The 17,163-nt window shown below is 44.2% G+C and carries 16 protein-coding genes; 7 read left to right on the top strand and 9 right to left on the bottom strand.

The genetic code is table 11. From position 1 onward, the window contains the following. The first annotated feature begins 27 nt into the window (after positions 1-27). The gene (locus tag JK628_RS00235) at positions 28-1,803 is read left to right on the top strand and encodes a collagenase (RefSeq protein WP_237524098.1); all 1,776 of its coding nucleotides are present in this window, start codon (positions 28-30) and stop codon (positions 1,801-1,803) included. A gap of 146 nt (positions 1,804-1,949) precedes the next feature. Here the strand turns inward: JK628_RS00235 and JK628_RS00230 are convergent, their stop codons facing one another. The 3 genes from JK628_RS00230 to JK628_RS00220 all read right to left on the bottom strand — a co-directional run bounded on the left by JK628_RS00230 (position 1,950) and on the right by JK628_RS00220 (position 4,687). Next, positions 1,950-2,423 (bottom strand): DUF494 family protein, encoded by a 474-nt coding sequence (locus tag JK628_RS00230; RefSeq protein WP_202287296.1) that lies wholly within the window; start codon positions 2,421-2,423, stop codon positions 1,950-1,952. Positions 2,424-2,425: 2 nt separating this feature from the next. Then, on the bottom strand, positions 2,426-3,445 hold the full coding sequence (gene dprA / locus JK628_RS00225; RefSeq protein WP_202287295.1) for a DNA-processing protein DprA: 1,020 nt from the start codon (positions 3,443-3,445) through the stop codon (positions 2,426-2,428). A gap of 141 nt (positions 3,446-3,586) precedes the next feature. Then, positions 3,587-4,687 (bottom strand): LysM peptidoglycan-binding domain-containing protein, encoded by a 1,101-nt coding sequence (locus tag JK628_RS00220; protein ID WP_202287294.1) that lies wholly within the window; start codon positions 4,685-4,687, stop codon positions 3,587-3,589. Positions 4,688-4,823: 136 nt separating this feature from the next. On the opposite strand from JK628_RS00220, the gene def reads away from it, so the two are divergent. Genes def through JK628_RS00195 form a run of 5 tightly spaced genes read left to right on the top strand, consistent with a single transcriptional unit; the run spans position 4,824 to position 10,480 of the window. Next, a complete protein-coding gene (gene def / locus JK628_RS00215; protein WP_202287293.1) occupies positions 4,824-5,336 on the top strand; it encodes a peptide deformylase in 513 nt (170 codons plus the stop codon). Between the two features lie 4 nt (positions 5,337-5,340). Next, positions 5,341-6,306, top strand: coding sequence for a methionyl-tRNA formyltransferase (gene fmt, locus JK628_RS00210; RefSeq protein WP_202287292.1), 966 nt, complete (start codon positions 5,341-5,343; stop codon positions 6,304-6,306). Positions 6,307-6,311: 5 nt separating this feature from the next. After that, positions 6,312-7,592 (top strand): 16S rRNA (cytosine(967)-C(5))-methyltransferase RsmB, encoded by a 1,281-nt coding sequence (rsmB, locus tag JK628_RS00205; protein WP_202289626.1) that lies wholly within the window; start codon positions 6,312-6,314, stop codon positions 7,590-7,592. A 7-nt stretch (positions 7,593-7,599) separates the two neighbouring features. Next, entirely contained in the window at positions 7,600-9,009 is a 1,410-nt protein-coding gene (trkA, locus tag JK628_RS00200) for a Trk system potassium transporter TrkA (RefSeq protein WP_202287291.1), read from the top strand. A gap of 28 nt (positions 9,010-9,037) precedes the next feature. Next, on the top strand, positions 9,038-10,480 hold the full coding sequence (locus JK628_RS00195; RefSeq protein WP_202287290.1) for a TrkH family potassium uptake protein: 1,443 nt from the start codon (positions 9,038-9,040) through the stop codon (positions 10,478-10,480). Between the two features lie 70 nt (positions 10,481-10,550). On the opposite strand, the gene hemG (JK628_RS00190) is transcribed toward JK628_RS00195, so the two are convergent. Further along, the gene (gene hemG / locus JK628_RS00190; protein ID WP_202287289.1) at positions 10,551-11,093 is read right to left on the bottom strand and encodes a menaquinone-dependent protoporphyrinogen IX dehydrogenase; all 543 of its coding nucleotides are present in this window, start codon (positions 11,091-11,093) and stop codon (positions 10,551-10,553) included. Positions 11,094-11,291: 198 nt separating this feature from the next. On the opposite strand from hemG (JK628_RS00190), the gene JK628_RS00185 reads away from it, so the two are divergent. Next, positions 11,292-11,597, top strand: a complete 306-nt coding sequence (locus JK628_RS00185; protein WP_202287288.1) for an ArsR/SmtB family transcription factor — start codon at positions 11,292-11,294, stop codon at positions 11,595-11,597. Between the two features lie 79 nt (positions 11,598-11,676). On the opposite strand, the gene hemG (JK628_RS00180) is transcribed toward JK628_RS00185, so the two are convergent. The 5 genes from hemG (JK628_RS00180) to JK628_RS00160 all read right to left on the bottom strand — a co-directional run bounded on the left by hemG (JK628_RS00180) (position 11,677) and on the right by JK628_RS00160 (position 17,162). Further along, on the bottom strand, positions 11,677-12,204 hold the full coding sequence (gene hemG, locus JK628_RS00180) for a menaquinone-dependent protoporphyrinogen IX dehydrogenase (protein WP_202287287.1): 528 nt from the start codon (positions 12,202-12,204) through the stop codon (positions 11,677-11,679). A gap of 108 nt (positions 12,205-12,312) precedes the next feature. Further along, entirely contained in the window at positions 12,313-13,770 is a 1,458-nt protein-coding gene (locus JK628_RS00175) for a TrkH family potassium uptake protein (RefSeq protein ID WP_202287286.1), read from the bottom strand. A gap of 101 nt (positions 13,771-13,871) precedes the next feature. Beyond that, positions 13,872-14,483, bottom strand: coding sequence for a YigZ family protein (locus tag JK628_RS00170; RefSeq protein ID WP_202287285.1), 612 nt, complete (start codon positions 14,481-14,483; stop codon positions 13,872-13,874). Between the two features lie 56 nt (positions 14,484-14,539). Beyond that, entirely contained in the window at positions 14,540-15,862 is a 1,323-nt protein-coding gene (pepQ, locus tag JK628_RS00165) for a Xaa-Pro dipeptidase (RefSeq protein ID WP_202287284.1), read from the bottom strand. Positions 15,863-15,989: 127 nt separating this feature from the next. Next, positions 15,990-17,162 carry a hypothetical protein gene (locus tag JK628_RS00160; protein WP_202287283.1) on the bottom strand — a complete coding sequence of 391 codons (1,173 nt, stop codon included), beginning with the start codon at positions 17,160-17,162 and terminating at the stop codon, positions 15,990-15,992. Position 17,163: the final 1 nt, after the last annotated feature.

Below are 17,163 nucleotides of genomic sequence, written 5' to 3'. Positions count from 1 at the left end.
TTGTATTCAAAAAATAAAGAGGTGTGAATGATGAATACAAAAACCAAAATAGCGTTAACCATTATCGCTGCCCTATCAGGTTCAATATCTGGTTGTTCAACTACCAACAATGCCCCGCTTAACCCCGAGTTAATACAACAAATATCAGCAACTTCAGAAGATGCATTATTTGATGCTGCGAGCCCACTGCTAACCGTTGCACACTTTCAACAGGCAAGCGCTGCTTTGGCCACTTCAGAAGATATGATTAGCATTGACAAGCTATTGTATTACTTCCGTGCATTTAGTTACTACGGCCCAACGGATAAGCTAGAAGAAGCCGACTACAAAGGCTTATCAGCTGCACTTGAACAACTTGCTAATTCTGACCGATTAGATAATCAACCACGTTTACAAGAGCAGTATGCGGTGACTGTTTATCGCTACTTCTCGAGTAATGAACGTGCAGCGCAACTAGCACCATTACTACCGCAGTTAAACACTCAACTTGCCCAACTAGCAAACACCGCTAGCCAACAATCCAATGACTACGCCCTGCTTGAAACATTAAAAGCCTACGGTTTTTTGTTTAGTGTCAGTCGCAAGGATACTGACGGTGAGCTTAATGCCACTTTGCTATCCGCACAACTCAATGAACCTTTGGTTACATTTGCAGCCAGCTCAGCCAGTATTCGTGCTAAAAAAGACTGGCCAAGAACCAATGCATACTGGGCTTTAGCACTCTACCGCCTCGCACTACCATCATCAGAAGATGGCGAAGCAACAGCTCTTGAACTTGCTGTCGATGAGGCGGTGGCAAATATTGCTAGGCAAGATGTCGCCATACGCGGAAATAGTGCCAAAGATGCCTATAGCAAGGGCTACCATGTTAATACCTTTGCAGCACAAGAACGCTGCCAGGAAAATAGCGAGATATGCCGCACACCAGATCTTAAAGAAGCGCTTCCAATAGAGCATCATTGCTCTGACTCACTATTCATCTTGGCGCAAGATCTTAACCAGCAAGAGCTCAAAGAAAGCTGTACTAAACTCACCTCACAAGAATCACAGTTTCACCATTTGCTGGAAACAGAACAACAGGCGACAGCCAACGATAACAATGATGCGCTAAGAGTCGTGGCGTTCAAAAACTGGAGCCAGTACCACTACTATGGACAGTTAGTATTCGACATCCAAACTGATAACGGTGGCATGTATATCGAAGGAACCCCATCAAAGCCCGGTAATCAAGCCACTTTCTTTGCCTATCGCCAATGGTGGATAGAACCTGAGTTCTCGATTTGGAATTTGAACCATGAATATGTGCACTATTTAGATGGTCATTTTGTAAAGTATGGCGGCTTTGGACATTTTCCAAGCAAGATGGTGTGGTGGTCAGAGGGTTTGGCAGAGTACATATCAAAAGGTGATAACAACCCTTCAGCTCTTCGCATAATAAAGCGTGATATAGCGGAAGCACCTACTTTGGAAGAGATTTTTGCCACCGAATATAAAGACGGCCAAAATAGGACTTACAAGTGGAGTTACATGGCTATTCGTTTTCTAGCTGAGAACCACCATGCCGATCTTGTACAGCTGAGCAAATATCTGAAAACCGATTACTTCGAAGGTTACGAGCAAGTCATGGTCTCTCTAACCCAGCATCAAGCTCAATTTGCTAAATGGCTAGACACTCAAGTCGCTGGGTTTGATGATAATGAAGAGGAAACAAAGCCAAGGCTGCACAAGCAAGGACGATATGATTACCGCGACTATTTACAACCACAACACCTAGCTCACGGTGAAAGTCATTTAACATTTTAGAACATACATCTATCAACTTCCCTCTAACGCTATCCCTGCGCCTAGGGATAGATGAAATGCGAATAAATGTACGGAACATTTATCGCCAGACACACAAAAGGAGGCTTCAGCCTCCTTTTGTGTGTCTGCACTAATTGGTAACGTTATTATGAGTGTAATCGTCCATCTGGCTGCTCAAAGATCAGATCTTCCATCTGTTCATAGGCCGACTCGTGACCAGGAGCATTAAATAGCACCATCAAGATAACCCATTTTAGGTCATCTAAATTTAACGTTGTTTCGTCTAACTCCATCACTCGATCGATAACCATTTCACGTGTTTCGACACTAAGCACTTTAATCTGCTCTAGAAACAACAGAAAGCCTCGGCTTTCCACATCAATTTTATTTATCTCGTCTTTAGTATAAATACGGAAAGACTGTTGATCATGATTGCAGAGGTAAGGTGTGCCCGCCTCCTGCAGCTCAGCTAACCCCTCTAACCAAGTCAGGGCTTTAATTATCTCCGACTGATGAAATCCAGCTCGCGTTAATTCTTTTGTGAGTTCGTCTTCATCGACTAAAAACTCAGCTTCACTATGCACATAGTTTTCAAATAGATACATGAGGATATCAAACATGGCTAGCTCCTCTTAAGTCTTACATAACCACCGGGGACAGCAGTAACCCAACCTTGTAATTCAAGCTCAAGTAACTGCTCCAATACTAGCTCTATGGCTTTTCCACTATGTTCAACCACGTCATCAATCGTTGTGGTTTCATAACTTACACTAGCTAACAGCGAAGCAAATGGCAAATCAGAGACTATCTCCTCCTCTATATGGTGGCAGGCCATCACTTCTTCAAGGTGGAAGGCGGATAAAACCGCAACTTCTTCCAAAATATCGCCAACCGACTCGACTAATTTGGCTCCATCGCGTAAAAGCTGATGACAGCCTACGCTTTGACCACTCAATACACTCCCCGGCACAGCAAACACTTCACGTCCCTGCTCATTCGCTAATCGAGCACTAATTAAAGAGCCACTTTTCAAGCTAGCTTCTACCACTAGGGTACCTATAGTTAGACCGCTAATAATACGGTTTCGTTTCGGGAAATTACCAGAAAATGGCTTTACTTGCGGCCAAAACTCACTCAAAACGCAGCCATCATTTTGAATGTCATGATAAATACTTCGATGTCTTTTGGGATAAATAACTTCTACCCCAGTACCCAGAACTGCGATGCTTGCACCTCTATTATCAATAGCAGCCTGGTGGGCAGCACCATCTATCCCTAGTGCCATACCGCTAACAATCGAAAGGTGATGAGCAGCCAATTGTGACGACAGCGAATAAGCCATCTTCAACCCACCAGGTGTTGCATTACGACTGCCCACAATGGCAATGCCCGGACGTAGTAAACTGTTTATATTGCCTTTAATAAAAAGGACAGTTGGTGGGTCGCTAATCTGTTTAAGCATTGGAGGATAGAGAGGATCACTCAAACACACGAGGTGGTTAAGCTCGCTTTGTTGTTGCCATGCAAGTGCAATATCAACTAGGGAGTAGTCGGGAGTTAAATTAGCATTGAGTAGCGACTCAGGTAGAGGTAATGCATCGGGTTCATGGGTCAACCTTTGCCTTAACTCATCCATATCCATGTAGTTTATTAATTGTTTAATCCGAGCGGGTCCTAGCCCAGATACAGCAGAAACAACTAGCCAATCGACCAGCTTTTCATTAATAGCCTATCCTCTTAAGTCTCAGCGTAGCATTATCACTACACTGAGATTAACTCTAGACTATTCGCTGGCTATCAGCGAATCGGGAATAGCGAGTTTATCGGCCACCCGCACAGGCCTTTCATTGACTAGGATAATTCCTAGACTAACCTTTTCAAATACTTTGAAGACCATTAATTTACCACGGTAAAGATCGGGCATTTGTGTCGCACTATTCGTCGAGATATTAGCCAATATTTTCTCATAACGGTTACGGTCATTAGGCTGTACCGGTTGGCCATCACCATCGATAACGATGACATCACCCTCTTTAAAAATAGAGAACACCTGACCCGCTTCAACACCGTCAATATCGCCACGATCAAGGTAAACCACATCAAACTTACCCATCTCTCGGATATCTTGACCAGATGCCAACACCGTCGTTGCTGCAGTTATTTCTGCTGCTTTGGGCAGAAAATAGGCTGACATCAGTGAATCATCTTCAATTGGCAGAACGCGGTAACCAGCTTTTGTCTCACGCAAACTACTTAACAGCTCCACTTTCGAAACAGGGCCAGACTCAACGACTCGAGCGCTTGCAGTTAAAACCACCTCCAATCCGAGATCTACACCATCCGCATTAGAAAATTCACGCCCGCTGCTATATACGCCAAACTTATCACCAACAGTAAGCTCTCCTTGCACATAGACAATATCAGACACGACATGATGTCGAGATTCGCTTTCGCCACCCATTATCATCGGCTGCCCTTCAAACCACTGCGCATCGACGACTCTATTTTGCAGTAAATAGGGCTGAATAAGCGATAGATCAATGGCTGGAATTGCGCTGTTCTTCGGTGATATACGCCCAGCAGGGCTTTTGCTTAAATGAGGTTTTACCACCAAGCGAGGCTCACCATCAATAAATACCAAGGTTAGTCTGTCACCAGGATAAATAAGATGCGGGTTAGCCACTTGTGGGTTTGCACCCCACAATTTAGGCCATCGCCAAGGATCTTTTAGGAAAAAAGCTGAAATATCCCAAAGAGTATCGCCTTTTTTGACAACGTAAGAGTCTGGATGGCCAGATTTAAGTGTCAACGTGTCAGCGAAAACGAACGTGCAACCAAGTAAAAGTGAAGCAAGTAATAGTAACCGTTTCATCAGGGTATCCATGCTATTTGCTCATTATTAAATTAATAAGTAGAGCTTTTGCTGTTATTGAATGCCGCTAAGGACTAAAATTGAGCCATTAGCCAAAGCCAGTATAACCAACTGACTTAGATTTGACAGACTTGTTAAGAGTTTAGGTATGAGTTTACTAAAAGTTTTATGTTTTCCAGATGAAAGATTACGCACGATTGCAAAGCCAGTTACAGAGTTTAGCGCTGCATTGCAGACACAAATCGATAATATGTTCGAAACAATGTATGAAGAAAAGGGGATTGGCCTAGCGGCAACCCAAGTTAATTTTCATCATCAGCTCATCGTTATCGACTTACAAGATGAAGTAGAGCGACCAAAAGTGTTCATTAATTTAGAAATCATTGCCAAAAGTGGTGATTTTTGTAATGAAGAGGGCTGCCTGTCTGTTCCAGGTATTTATGCAAAAGTGGATAGAGCCGAGTTTGTTACCATCAAAGCACTTGATCGTGATGGCAATGAGTTTACGCTAGAAGCTGAAGGTCTATTTGCCATCTGCTTACAACACGAACTAGACCATTTAGCTGGAAAGCTATTTGTTGACTATCTATCTCCCTTAAAACGTCAACGTATTAAGAAAAAGTTAGAAAAAGAAGCTCGATTAGACGCGAAACAAGGATAAATTTTTGAAACCACTAAATGTCATTTTTGCAGGTACGCCAGACTTTGCCGCCCGCCATCTCCAAGCACTAATCGAATCACAGCATAATATTGTCGCGGTATATACTCAACCCGACCGCCCTGCTGGTCGAGGTAAGAAACTGCAATCGAGCCCAGTAAAAGAGTTGGCACTCGAGAATGATATTCCAGTGCTACAACCCAAATCTTTGCGTGATGAAACGGCGCAGCAAGAACTTGCGGCCCTCGACGCCGATATCATGGTTGTTGTTGCCTACGGCTTGATTTTGCCTAAAGTCGTGCTTGATACTCCGCGTCTAGGCTGTATTAACGTCCATGGTTCAATATTACCTCGCTGGCGCGGCGCGGCTCCGATTCAACGCGCTTTGTGGGCAGGAGACACTGAAACCGGTGTGACTGTAATGCAGATGGATATCGGCCTGGATACTGGTGATATGCTGCTCAAAACTAAGCTCACCATTGAAGATGAAGATACCTCTGCAACTCTTTATGAGAAACTGGCTAAACAAGGTCCAAGTGCACTTATTGAGGCATTGGCAGCCATTGCTGAAGATCGCCTCCCCGCTGAAAAGCAAGATGAAAGCTTAGCAAATTATGCTCAGAAGCTTTCGAAAGAGGAAGCACGCTTAGATTGGTCTAAGTCGGCACTGGCACTCTGGCGTGAAATAAGAGCCTTTAACCCATGGCCAGTGAGTCACTATCAGCATGAAGGCAACACCCTTAAAGTCTGGCAAAGTCATGTCAGCACTAGTAATAGCACCGCAACACCTGGCACCGTTATTTCTGCAGATAAAAGTGGTATTAGTATCGCAACTGGAGATGGTGTATTAACCATTACCAGCATGCAACTGCCAGGCAAAAAGCCATTAAGTGTGGCTGATATTCTCAACTCTCGAGCAGACTGGTTTACTCCAGGCACCCTACTGGCTAACGCAATGGACGACCAAACCTAATGGCAATGAATTTACGAGCGCTAGCCGCAAAAGTAGTATTTCAGGTTCTTGAAAAAGGAATATCACTCTCAGTTGCCCTGCCCGATCAGCAGCGACACCTTGAAAGTGGTAAAGACAAGGGCCTTTTAGCCGAACTTTGCTACGGCGTAATGCGTCATCTACCACAGCTTGATAAGCAAGTTAGCGACTGTATGAATAAGCCTCTCAAGGGCAAGCAGCGTATTGTGCATCAACTGCTGCTCGTTGGCTGTTATCAGCTTTACTTCACCCGAATACCAAGTCATGCCGCGATATCTGAAACTGCAGAAGCCTGTCGTCAGTTAAAATTCGAGGGGATGGTTAAAGTCGTCAATGGGGTATTGCGAACCATTCAGCGCCAAGAAAAACCATTGTCCACCGATAACGATACGCTAGCGTATAACACGCCAGCATGGATCATTAAGCGCCTTAAAGACGCCTATCCTGAAAACTGGCAAGAGATCATTGAACAAAGCCACCAACGGCCACCAATGTGGTTGCGTAACAATCAACAATCACAAACCCGTGATGCCTATTTAAGCGCATTAGCCGAGGTTGAAGTTGAGGCAACAGCAGGCAGCAGCGATGACGCTATTTTATTGGCCAGCCCGCGAGATGTAATGCAGCTTCCCGGCTTTGAGGCTGGTTCAGCCTCAGTACAAGATGGCGCGGCACAATGGGCAGCGACATTACTCGCACCACAAGACAACGAACTCATTCTCGATGCCTGTGCAGCTCCTGGTGGTAAAACATGTCACCTATTAGAGCTTGCGCCTGAGATTCAATTAGTTGCGGTTGATAACGACGCTAAACGACTCGAACGCGTGCAACAAAACCTAGACAGACTGTCATTAAAAGCAGAATTAATTCATGGTGATGCCGCTGATATTGATTCTTGGTGGCAAGGTGACAAGTTTGATCGCATCTTATTAGATGCACCTTGCTCAGCAACGGGTGTCATCCGTCGCCATCCCGATATCAAATGGCTCAGAAAAAACAATGATATTGAAGAGTTGGCAGCATTGCAGTCACAAATAGTTGATCATTGCTGGAAGTGGTTAAAGCCAGGTGGCACACTCCTGTATGCTACATGTTCTATTTTGCCTCAAGAGAACAAAGATCAGGTTAGCGCCTTCCTACAAAGAACACCAGACGCGACCTTGATACCGATCGAACAGCAAGCAAATCCAAGTGATGTGGGTTGGCAAATTGTTCCAGGACAAGAAAACATGGATGGCTTTTATTACGCTCGCCTAGTGAAGGATTAGTACGGCAATGAAAATTATCATTTTGGGTGCGGGACAGGTTGGCGGCACATTGGCCGAGAACTTAGTGGGTGAAAATAACGATATCACCATTGTAGACACCGATAAAACGCGCTTACGTACCTTGCAAGATAAGTACGATTTGCGCGTGATAGTAGGCCACGGTGCCCATCCAGATGTATTAAAGGAAGCTGGGGCTGAAGACGCCGATATGCTCATTGCCGTCACCAATAGCGATGAGTGTAATATGGCCGCTTGCCAAATTGCCTATTCACTTTTTGGCACCCCAACTAAAATTGCCCGAATTCGTTCTGAGCAGTACCTGAATCTTCGCGACAAGTTATTTATTGATAGCGAAACCAAGCATTCAGAAAATCGCCATCGAGGCGGTTTTATTATTGATGAACTCATAGCACCAGAACAACTCGTCACCGCCTACATTGGCCGCTTAGTTGAATACCCTGGCGCATTGCAGGTACTTGAGTTCGCTGAAGGCAGATTAAGTCTGGTTGCCGTTCGTGCTTATTATGGTGGTCCGCTTGTCGGTAATGCTTTAGCTGCGCTGCGAGAGCACATGCCCAATATTGATACCAGGGTTGCTGCAATTTTCAGGCAGGGCCGACCGATCATGCCGCGTGGCACCACGATTATTGAAGCTGATGACGAAGTATTCTTTGTTGCCGATAGTCGCCATGTCCGTGCGGTCATGAGTGAAATGCAAAAACTCGATAACTCATATCGCAATATTATGATCGCCGGTGGCGGTAACATTGGTCTTGGCTTAGCAAAGCAACTGCAACGTAACCACTCAGTGAAACTGATTGAACATAAGCAAGAACGCGCCGAAGAGTTGTCAGAAAAACTCGAAAAGACCACGGTATTTTGTGGTGATGCCTCAGATCAAGAGTTATTACTTGAAGAGCACATAGACCAAACTGACGTATTTATTGCGGTCACCAATGACGATGAAGCCAATATTATGGCCGCACTGCTTGCTAAGCGTATGGGCGCCAAAAAAGTAATGGTGCTTATTCAGCGAGAAGCCTATGTAGATATTGTGCAAGAGGCCAATATTGATATCGCAATCTCTCCTCAACAAGCCACGATCTCAGCTTTATTGACCCATATCCGCCAAGGCGACATTTGTAACGTATATTCACTTCGACGTGGCGCCGCTGAAGCCATTGAAGCCATTGCCCACGGCGATAAAAACACCTCCAAAGTTGTTGGTAAGAAAATAAGCGATATTAAATTACCCCCTGGCACCACTATCGGTGCAATTGTCAGGGATGAAGAAGTCTTGATGGCACATGACAAAACCGTTATTGAGCAAGGTGACCATGTCATTCTATTCTTAGTAAATAAGAAGTTTATCGGTGAAGTAGAAAAACTATTCCAACCAAGCGCCTTCTTCTTTTAAACATGTCCTCGGAGCTTAACGCAACACCATGCTGAACTATCGGCCTCTGCTGTTTATATTGGGGATTTTTCTGTCAACGCTAACTGCGTTTATGTTGATCCCCGGTGCATTTGCACTTTACTACGGTGAAGAGACCGTCGGTGCATTCATGATTTCATCCTTGGTTGCTGGTACCGCAGCCAGCTTTTGTATGCACCAAGGTCAATCTCAGAAACTGCACCTCAACATACGAGACATGTTCCTGCTAACTAGCCTTACCTGGTTTATCGTTAGCTTATTTGCCGCACTACCCTTTACCTTGTATCACGGCATTAATTACACCGATGCTTTTTTTGAAACCATGTCAGGGATCACCACCACAGGCTCAACTGTACTGTCAGGTCTCGACAGTATGGATCATAGTATTCTGATTTGGCGTTCATTATTACAATGGCTCGGTGGCATTGGATTTATCGTGATGGCCGTTGCCGTGCTGCCATTTCTAAATGTCGGTGGCATGCGGCTGTTTAGAACAGAATCTTCAGATTGGGGCGACAAGGCAACTCCCCGTACCCAACATATGGCAATGAGCCTATTTATTGTTTACGCCCTACTGACTTTTTTATGTTTTCTGGCTTACCACAACAGCGGTATGAATTGGTTTCAAGCCATCAACCACGCCATGACAACCCTCTCAACAGGTGGCTATTCCACCTCAGATAATTCAATGGCTGCGTTCTCTAATCAAGCACACTGGGTTGGCATTACCTTTATGCTTGCAGGTGGTCTACCGCTACTAATGTTTGTCTACATGGTGCAGCAGAAGTCCCTAAAGGTTTGGAATGATGCCCAGGTAAAAGGCTTTTTAACATTTATCATTTTAGTGTCTTCATTAGTGGCATTTTGGTTATGGACCAGCCGAGAGATAGCTCCTATTGATGCCCTTCGCCTAGCCAGCTTTAATGTTGTCTCAGTTGTAACGACCACGGGGTATGGCTTAACGGATTACTCCGCTTGGGGCGCAGTTGCAAATATCGTATTCCTATTTCTAATGTTTGTTGGTAGCTGTTCTGGGTCGACATCTGGAGGCATTAAAATTTTCCGTTTCCAAATCGCTGGCGTGATAATGCGTGAGCAGCTCAAACAACAATTTCATCCTAACGGGGTGTTTAAAGAGCGCTATAACAACCGCATTATCAGAGATGATATTGTGCGCTCACTAGTCACTTTTATCCTGCTCTTTACCATGGTCATAGTGGGCTTATCTATCGTATTAGTGCTGACGGGGTTAGATCCGGTCACCAGTTTTACCGGTGCGATTACTGCTGTTACTAACGTTGGACCTGGGCTGGGGCAGACAATTGGGCCTGCGGGCAATTTCGCGACGCTACCCGATACGGCAAAATGGGCGCTTTCAATTGGGATGTTACTAGGACGGCTGGAGATCTTAACCGTCGCGGTGTTGTTCCACCCTAGCTTCTGGAAGTATTAACGCATCTCTGGACAGGACACATTAAAAGCCGCATCAAATACGGCTTTTTGATTTAACTTATCAAGCGAAACTACTTCGCCAAGCTCAACAGATGATTAGCGTAAACGTTCACATCGTCCCAATCGGTGTAATCAATAACAGCCTTGGGATCGGTTGGGCCGTTAGTGATTTTCATAATGAATTGGATCATTAAACGGTCATACCAACGCCATGATGGATAATCAACTTTGCCTGCAATCACCTTTACATCGAGTGGCTTCCAAGGCGAAAGCTCAATAAACTTCTGTAGGTACTTATTATTTTCAGGAACACGTTTCTCTGGGTTACGTGCTACTACGTTAACGCTGAAGAAACTGGCTGGTTTCGCCGAAAATGCCGCTTGATGCTCAGTAACGAAATCAAACACCGACTTATGATATGAGCCGTAAAGCACGCAAGCGCCCAACGCGACAACATCATATTTAGACCAATCAACCCCTTCAGCCTTCGCTTCATTAATATGCATCATATCGCACTGATGCCCTTCGCTGACGATACGGTCGGCAATCGCGCGACTAATCCTAGCGGTATGACCGCCACGAGAGTAGTAAAGTACCAATACTGATTTATTCATTATTCCAACTCGGAAGATTTCATATTGATTTCATTGTTGCAGCAAACCAACGATTTAACAGGAGAATGGATCACAAATTAGGCACAGCTCATATTATCAACATCAAAAATTGAGATCCTTGCACGGCATAGGTATATTGTTTTATACCGCCAACTCAATTAGAATAAACTAATTAAAGGCTATCAAGTGAGTAACCGTATGCAAAAAGAAATCGATGTAAGTGCAATGGTGACTAATGCCCAGTGTGCTGCAAAATGGCTAAAAGCAATTGCAAACCCATACCGGTTAATGATTTTATGTTTACTCCTAGATAAAGAGTTAAGCGTGACCGAATTAAATGAAACGGTACCACTAAGCCAATCAGCATTATCACAACATTTAGCGGTGTTACGTTCAGAAGACTTAGTCGCTACCCGTAAAAGCTCACAAGTGGTGTTTTACACGCTAAAGAACGAGCAAGTTACCGAAGTTATTTCGATACTACATCGCAAGTATTGCGCTTAAGTTAATTTAGCGACATAAAAAAGCCTGCTCAATCGCAGGCTTTTTTATCAGTAATATCCAAGGCTGGCGTTGATAATCATTACCGCTCTGCAAAGCTACGGGCAAACTCATCGACTTGAGTCCAATTCGTAAATTCAAATGTACCGCTAGTATCCGTTGGCCCTTTTGTCATCCACATAATAAAACGGATCATTGTCTTATCGAATAGTCGATATTTGGGGTAATCAATTTTGCCGGCAAACACTCCGAGCTGTTGTGGTTGCCACAATGAAAGCGCCAGAAACTTTTTCATATAAGGGTTAGTTTCAGGAGTGTTTTTCTCGGGTTTTCTCGCCACCACATTCACCGAGAAAAAGGCATTTGTCTTCGCACTCAATACGGCATGGTGACGATTAATAAACTGATACAGCTCTGGTCTATGCTTACCATATCGAATACTTGCAGCAACTAAGACCTTGTCGAATTGAGCCAAGCCCATGCTTTCTGCTTCATCTAGCGATGCCAGCGTTACCGTCGCCCCAAATTCTTGATTAATATTTTTAACCTGTTCACAAATCGCTTTGGTTTGACCATCAACTGTTGAATAGATAACTAGTGTATTACTCATTAACTTCCTGCTATTTTCAGATTCAAATTATGGCCAAGGGCCCACGACTTTAACGTAATGCTGAATGATTAAAGCTAGCTTAGCAATCAATGTCGTGCTGTAAATTTTTTAATTTTTCCAAAATGTAGGGGTAAACAAGATCAATAAGGTAAAGACCTCTAAACGACCAAATAGCATCGCAAATAACAGCACCCATTTCTCGCCGTCGCCAATGCTGGCGTAGTTACTCGCAACCTCACCTAAGCCAGGCCCTAGGTTATTTAGACAAGCGGCAGTAGCACTAAATGCCGTAATCGCATCCATGCCCATCCCCATTAAAATGAGCATACACACCACAAATACTAAAGCGTAGGCAGAGAAAAACCCCCATACAGCATCGATAACCCGATCGGGCAGCGCCTTACCACTAATTCGAATTGAAAACATGCCGCGAGGATGCACTAAGCGCTTAAGCTCGCGTGAGCCTTGTAACAACAGTAAGATAACTCTCATCACCTTAATACCACCAGCCGTCGAACCACCACTACCACCGATGAAACTAGAGAAAATCAACAGAATAGGCAAAAACAGCGGCCACGAATGGAAGCTTTCGGTACCAAACCCAGCTGTTGTCGACACTGATACAGCCTGAAAAAGTGCATAATCTAACGTTTCTTCAGGAGAGTCATAAATACCAGAATGGTAAAGAGTCACAAAACAGATCGTAGTTAACGCCAATTGAATAACGATCAATACTTTAAATTCAGCATCTTTGAAATAGACTTTAAGGTTGATCCCTCGACGAGAAAAAGCGGCAAAATGGAGGCTGAAATTCAGTGCCGCTATTAGCAAGAATACCACACAAACCATATTTATCGCGGGGCTGTCAAAGTAACCCATGCTGGCATCATGAGTGGAGAATCCGCCTATCGCAATAGTTGAAAACGAATGACAAACTGCATCAAAGACATCCATACCCGCAGCCCAATAAGCGACAGCACACGCTACAGTTAGGGCTAAGTAGATATACCAAAGCGCCTTAGCCGTTTCTGCAATTCTCGGCGTCATCTTACTATCTTTAACCGGCCCTGGCGTTTCAGCGCGATATAGCTGCATTCCACCCACGCCAAGCACAGGTAAAATGGCGACGGCTAATACAATAATCCCCATCCCACCTAACCACTGCAGCAGATGTCGATAAAATAGTATCGCTTTAGGGAGAGTGTCTAACCCAACAATAACAGTGGCACCAGTGGTCGTTAGTGCAGAGAAGGATTCAAAAAAACTATCGGTAAGACTAAGCGAGGGTTGACCGGAGAAAATGAACGGCACTGCACCGATGGAGCCAAGCACTACCCAGAAGAGCACAACTAACAGAAACCCCTCTCGGGTACGCAGATCTTTACGATGACGACGGTTAGGATACCAAAGGGTAAACCCAAGTATGAGACACAAGACAAACGCCTGAATAAACGCCATGCCGCCGCCATCTTTATAGATAACAGCAACAAGGGCTGGCGGAAGTAAAGACAAGGAAAACAACCCCATCAATAGGCCGGTAATTCTTATTATTGTTCTATATTGCATTGGATCCCATTGCTAGCGCATTTTTGCTCAAATGCATTTTCGCATACTTCGTTATAATGTTCACAACCGATTTACTTACAGTAATCGTATACCTATACACTCTACTCATAGGTTGCAATTAACAGTCCTTGGCTAATGGTTGCTAATTCTTGGTTCAAATCCTTTTTTAAGTGTTTGGGGATAGCAAATTGAATTGTTATTTGCTCGGTAAAGACCTTGTCCTCAATAACGACATCAAACAGTGAAAAAAGGTGTTCAACATCTTTTAATTGATGATAGTCACACACCAACTGCCCAGGGTAACGGATCTGTTTTAGTTGAGTCTCTAGTTGAGGTAGCCCTTTTTTAAGCCCCGAGCTATAGGCCCGAACCAATCCACCGACACCTAATTTAGTACCACCAAAATAACGGATAACGACAGCACCGATCTCACCAATATTAGAGCCTTGTAGTGAAGCGAGCATTGGTCTCCCCGCACTCCCTGACGGCTCACCATCATCACTCGAGCCAATATTGATACTGTCATCCGGTGCCCCTGCCACAAATGCATAACAATAATGGTTAGCACCAGGGTATTCAACCTTCAAGTTAGTAAGTACACACTTAAACTCTAAGGCAGATGAACAGTGAAATACATAAGAGATAAACCGGCTATTCTTTATCTCTTCTTCAATCAAAAGTTCGGCTGCGGGGATAAGATAACTTTCACTCAAAATAGGTGACTCATTTAATTTTTCAAGGTTAAGACTGTAGTTAAACAGCTCATATTTTATCGATCAAGGCCAAAGTTTCGGGTCATATTTTCAGTTCGGTCACTATGCACGATCACGTTATCTTCAATACGTATTCCACCAAAAGGGCGCAAGATATCGACGGTGTGCCAGTTTATCTGTTGCTGACGCTTATCTTGTTTCAACCCAGCCAATAAGGAGTCGATAATATAAACCCCCGGCTCAATTGTTAGTACTTGGTTTGCAGCTAAGGTGCGGGTACAGCGTAAAAATGGATGAGCTTCGGGTGCAGCAATATGGGCGCCCTTTTCATCAGCAAGGAAACCACCCATATCATGAACCTGTAAACCAAGCATGTGCCCCAACCCATGTGGGAAAAACACACTGGTGATCCCTTGCTCAACCAAGCCGTTGGCATCACCTGAAACAACATCAAAATCAATCAGTATTTGTGCCAGTTTATGGTGAGTTGCAACATGCAAGTCAGCGTAGTTCACACCGGGTTTCATCATGGCAATAATCTGCAGCTGCAGATTGTCCATCGCGGTAATAAGATCATCGAAGATATTTTTTTCAAATGCGTAACTTCGAGTGATATCTGAGGCGTAGCCATGAAAGTTAGCGCCAGCATCAATCAAGAAAGAGTGTCTATGTGCGGGAGTTGTTTGCTCAAGGGCGGTGTAATGCAATATCGCCGCATTTTCATTTAGTGCCACAATACTGCTGTAGGGCACTTGGTTTTCACCTTGCGCAATAGCGCTAAGGTAAACCTGCAAGATTTCAAATTCACTGGCGCCATTGTAAAATGCCGTCTTTGCCGCTTGATGGCCGGCGACTGCAATGCTATTGGCCTTTCTCATACAGGCCAACTCATAGGCCGTTTTATTGGCTCTATGATAGTTTAAGTAACTTAAGACGGAATCAGGATTGCGCCTTGTGAACCCAAGTACATCAGCAACATCTAAATGCTCGCCAATATAAGCCCAATTATCAATATCCGTTGGTAAAAACTCTGCCACTTTATCGGCCTTGGTAAGGTATTTAATATCAACATACTCAGCCCAAAAATCGGTTGGTTCATCGGCAACCTTATGCCAGAAATCAACAGGACGATAAAAAATGAGTGTCGGTTTATCTCGGCCATTAACCACTAACCAAGAGTTAGGATTATCGGTTACCGGTAACCAAGCTTTAAAGTGAGGGTTCACCTTAAATGGATAGTCCATATCATCTAAAAACTGTCTATGCGGTTGGCCAGAATGGATCACCAGACCTGACAAGTTTTCACGAGAAGTGATATCGGCCACGCGGCTATTTAACTCGCTAATATGGTCACGATAAAGATGTGCTAACTGTTCCATGAGGGTTACCTTATTGTTATATATCGACGCTGGCTCAGTCTATCACAAGGGGGGGAAAACTCTAGATTTGTCGCAGCACTAGCATTGCTGAAAGCCGCGTGTATAAAGTGATGATATCCAAGCAGAATTAAAAGGCGTAGTGCAGGCTAAATTTAGCAAACTCCTCATTTTTCAAGGCATATAGGCGTCGATCATCCTGACTTGCCGATAGTACCCCCATAACCTTAGCCTTAATACGCAAATAATCACTCAATCGATATTGGCAACTTAGCTCAGCGTATTGGCTGGCATAATCAAAATCATAGCTGTATAGCAACCTGATCTGAGCTGCATTTTCAGCAAATTCAAACTTAGTGCCGATAAACAGATCATTCTGCCCATGAGACTCAGCGCGACTGCCCCGGTCATCAAATACATACTCAGTAATTACCACCAAGTCTTGTATTGTGTCTTCAAACACATATAGCGGATATTCAATGCCTATGTTACTTGCGACAAAACCGTGCTCAAACTCACGACCCGTTTTGAACTCCCATTTGTAAGTGAGTAAGTCCGTTAAATATACCGCGTCAAATAGCAGGTTATCGGTTTGAATATAGTAAGGTATTAACTGCTTGGTCTGCTGACTAGGGATCAACAATGGGTCTCGTCGAGTACCACTAAAATAGCCAACTGCAAACTCTAGATCATCGACATAGAACAGCCCTCTCGCCGCAATACCGCCATCCTCTTTATTATCCTCGAAGGTATTTTTCTCCGATATAGGTAAACCATAAGCGGGTCTCAATGGAAAATCGCGGGCGGTAAAAGTCGGTAAGAAATAAACAGCGAGCTCTCCCGCAGCTAATCGATAGCTTAGTGACGCAAATGTCTGCCCTTGCTTTACCTTAGTATCGAGGCTTTCTCTAATGTCAGATTGGTTAATCACATTTACTAGGTTAATCGACTCTGACACGCCCCAAAAAAAAGTCTCTATCCCAGCAGCAGCACTGATATTTCCCCACCGCCCTGATACCTTTACTTGTCGAATATCTGTATATCGCCTGTTGTCGTCGGCACTGTCCCAATTAGCAAAAATCTTAGCATCAAGCTTGATAACGCCAAAGCGATGAGCAGCTTGAACCTCTCCACGCGCACCATAGGCTATATCGTCAATGCCAATCTCAGGAGTGGCTGTCTCTTCAAAGTAATAGCGAGAGGTTGCAGCAAGATCAACATTCAGCGTATCGATTAAAGGCTGCGCCAAAACGCTAGTGCAGCTCATGGTAAGCAATATTCCAACGACCAGTTTTTCCAGCAAG

The organism is Shewanella sp. KX20019, assembly GCF_016757755.1.
Classification (GTDB): Bacteria; Pseudomonadota; Gammaproteobacteria; order Enterobacterales; family Shewanellaceae; genus Shewanella.
The sequence above is the reverse complement of the archived record's forward strand: the minus strand, read 5'-3'. Positions and strand labels throughout refer to the sequence as shown.

What these genes read in the sequence shown, in the direction of transcription:
- JK628_RS00235 (WP_237524098.1), top strand. Translation starts at nt 28, where the DNA reads ATGATGAATACAAAAACCAAAATAGCGTTAACCATTATCGCTGCCCTA.
- JK628_RS00230 (WP_202287296.1), bottom strand. Translation starts at nt 2,423, where the DNA reads ATGTTTGATATCCTCATGTATCTATTTGAAAACTATGTGCATAGTGAA.
- dprA (WP_202287295.1), bottom strand. Translation starts at nt 3,445, where the DNA reads ATGGATATGGATGAGTTAAGGCAAAGGTTGACCCATGAACCCGATGCA.
- JK628_RS00220 (WP_202287294.1), bottom strand. Translation starts at nt 4,687, where the DNA reads ATGGATACCCTGATGAAACGGTTACTATTACTTGCTTCACTTTTACTT.
- def (WP_202287293.1), top strand. Translation starts at nt 4,824, where the DNA reads ATGAGTTTACTAAAAGTTTTATGTTTTCCAGATGAAAGATTACGCACG.
- rsmB (WP_202289626.1), top strand. Translation starts at nt 6,312, where the DNA reads ATGAATTTACGAGCGCTAGCCGCAAAAGTAGTATTTCAGGTTCTTGAA.
- trkA (WP_202287291.1), top strand. Translation starts at nt 7,600, where the DNA reads ATGAAAATTATCATTTTGGGTGCGGGACAGGTTGGCGGCACATTGGCC.
- JK628_RS00195 (WP_202287290.1), top strand. Translation starts at nt 9,038, where the DNA reads ATGCTGAACTATCGGCCTCTGCTGTTTATATTGGGGATTTTTCTGTCA.
- hemG (WP_202287289.1), bottom strand. Translation starts at nt 11,093, where the DNA reads ATGAATAAATCAGTATTGGTACTTTACTACTCTCGTGGCGGTCATACC.
- JK628_RS00185 (WP_202287288.1), top strand. Translation starts at nt 11,292, where the DNA reads ATGCAAAAAGAAATCGATGTAAGTGCAATGGTGACTAATGCCCAGTGT.
- hemG (WP_202287287.1), bottom strand. Translation starts at nt 12,204, where the DNA reads ATGAGTAATACACTAGTTATCTATTCAACAGTTGATGGTCAAACCAAA.
- JK628_RS00175 (WP_202287286.1), bottom strand. Translation starts at nt 13,770, where the DNA reads ATGCAATATAGAACAATAATAAGAATTACCGGCCTATTGATGGGGTTG.
- pepQ (WP_202287284.1), bottom strand. Translation starts at nt 15,862, where the DNA reads ATGGAACAGTTAGCACATCTTTATCGTGACCATATTAGCGAGTTAAAT.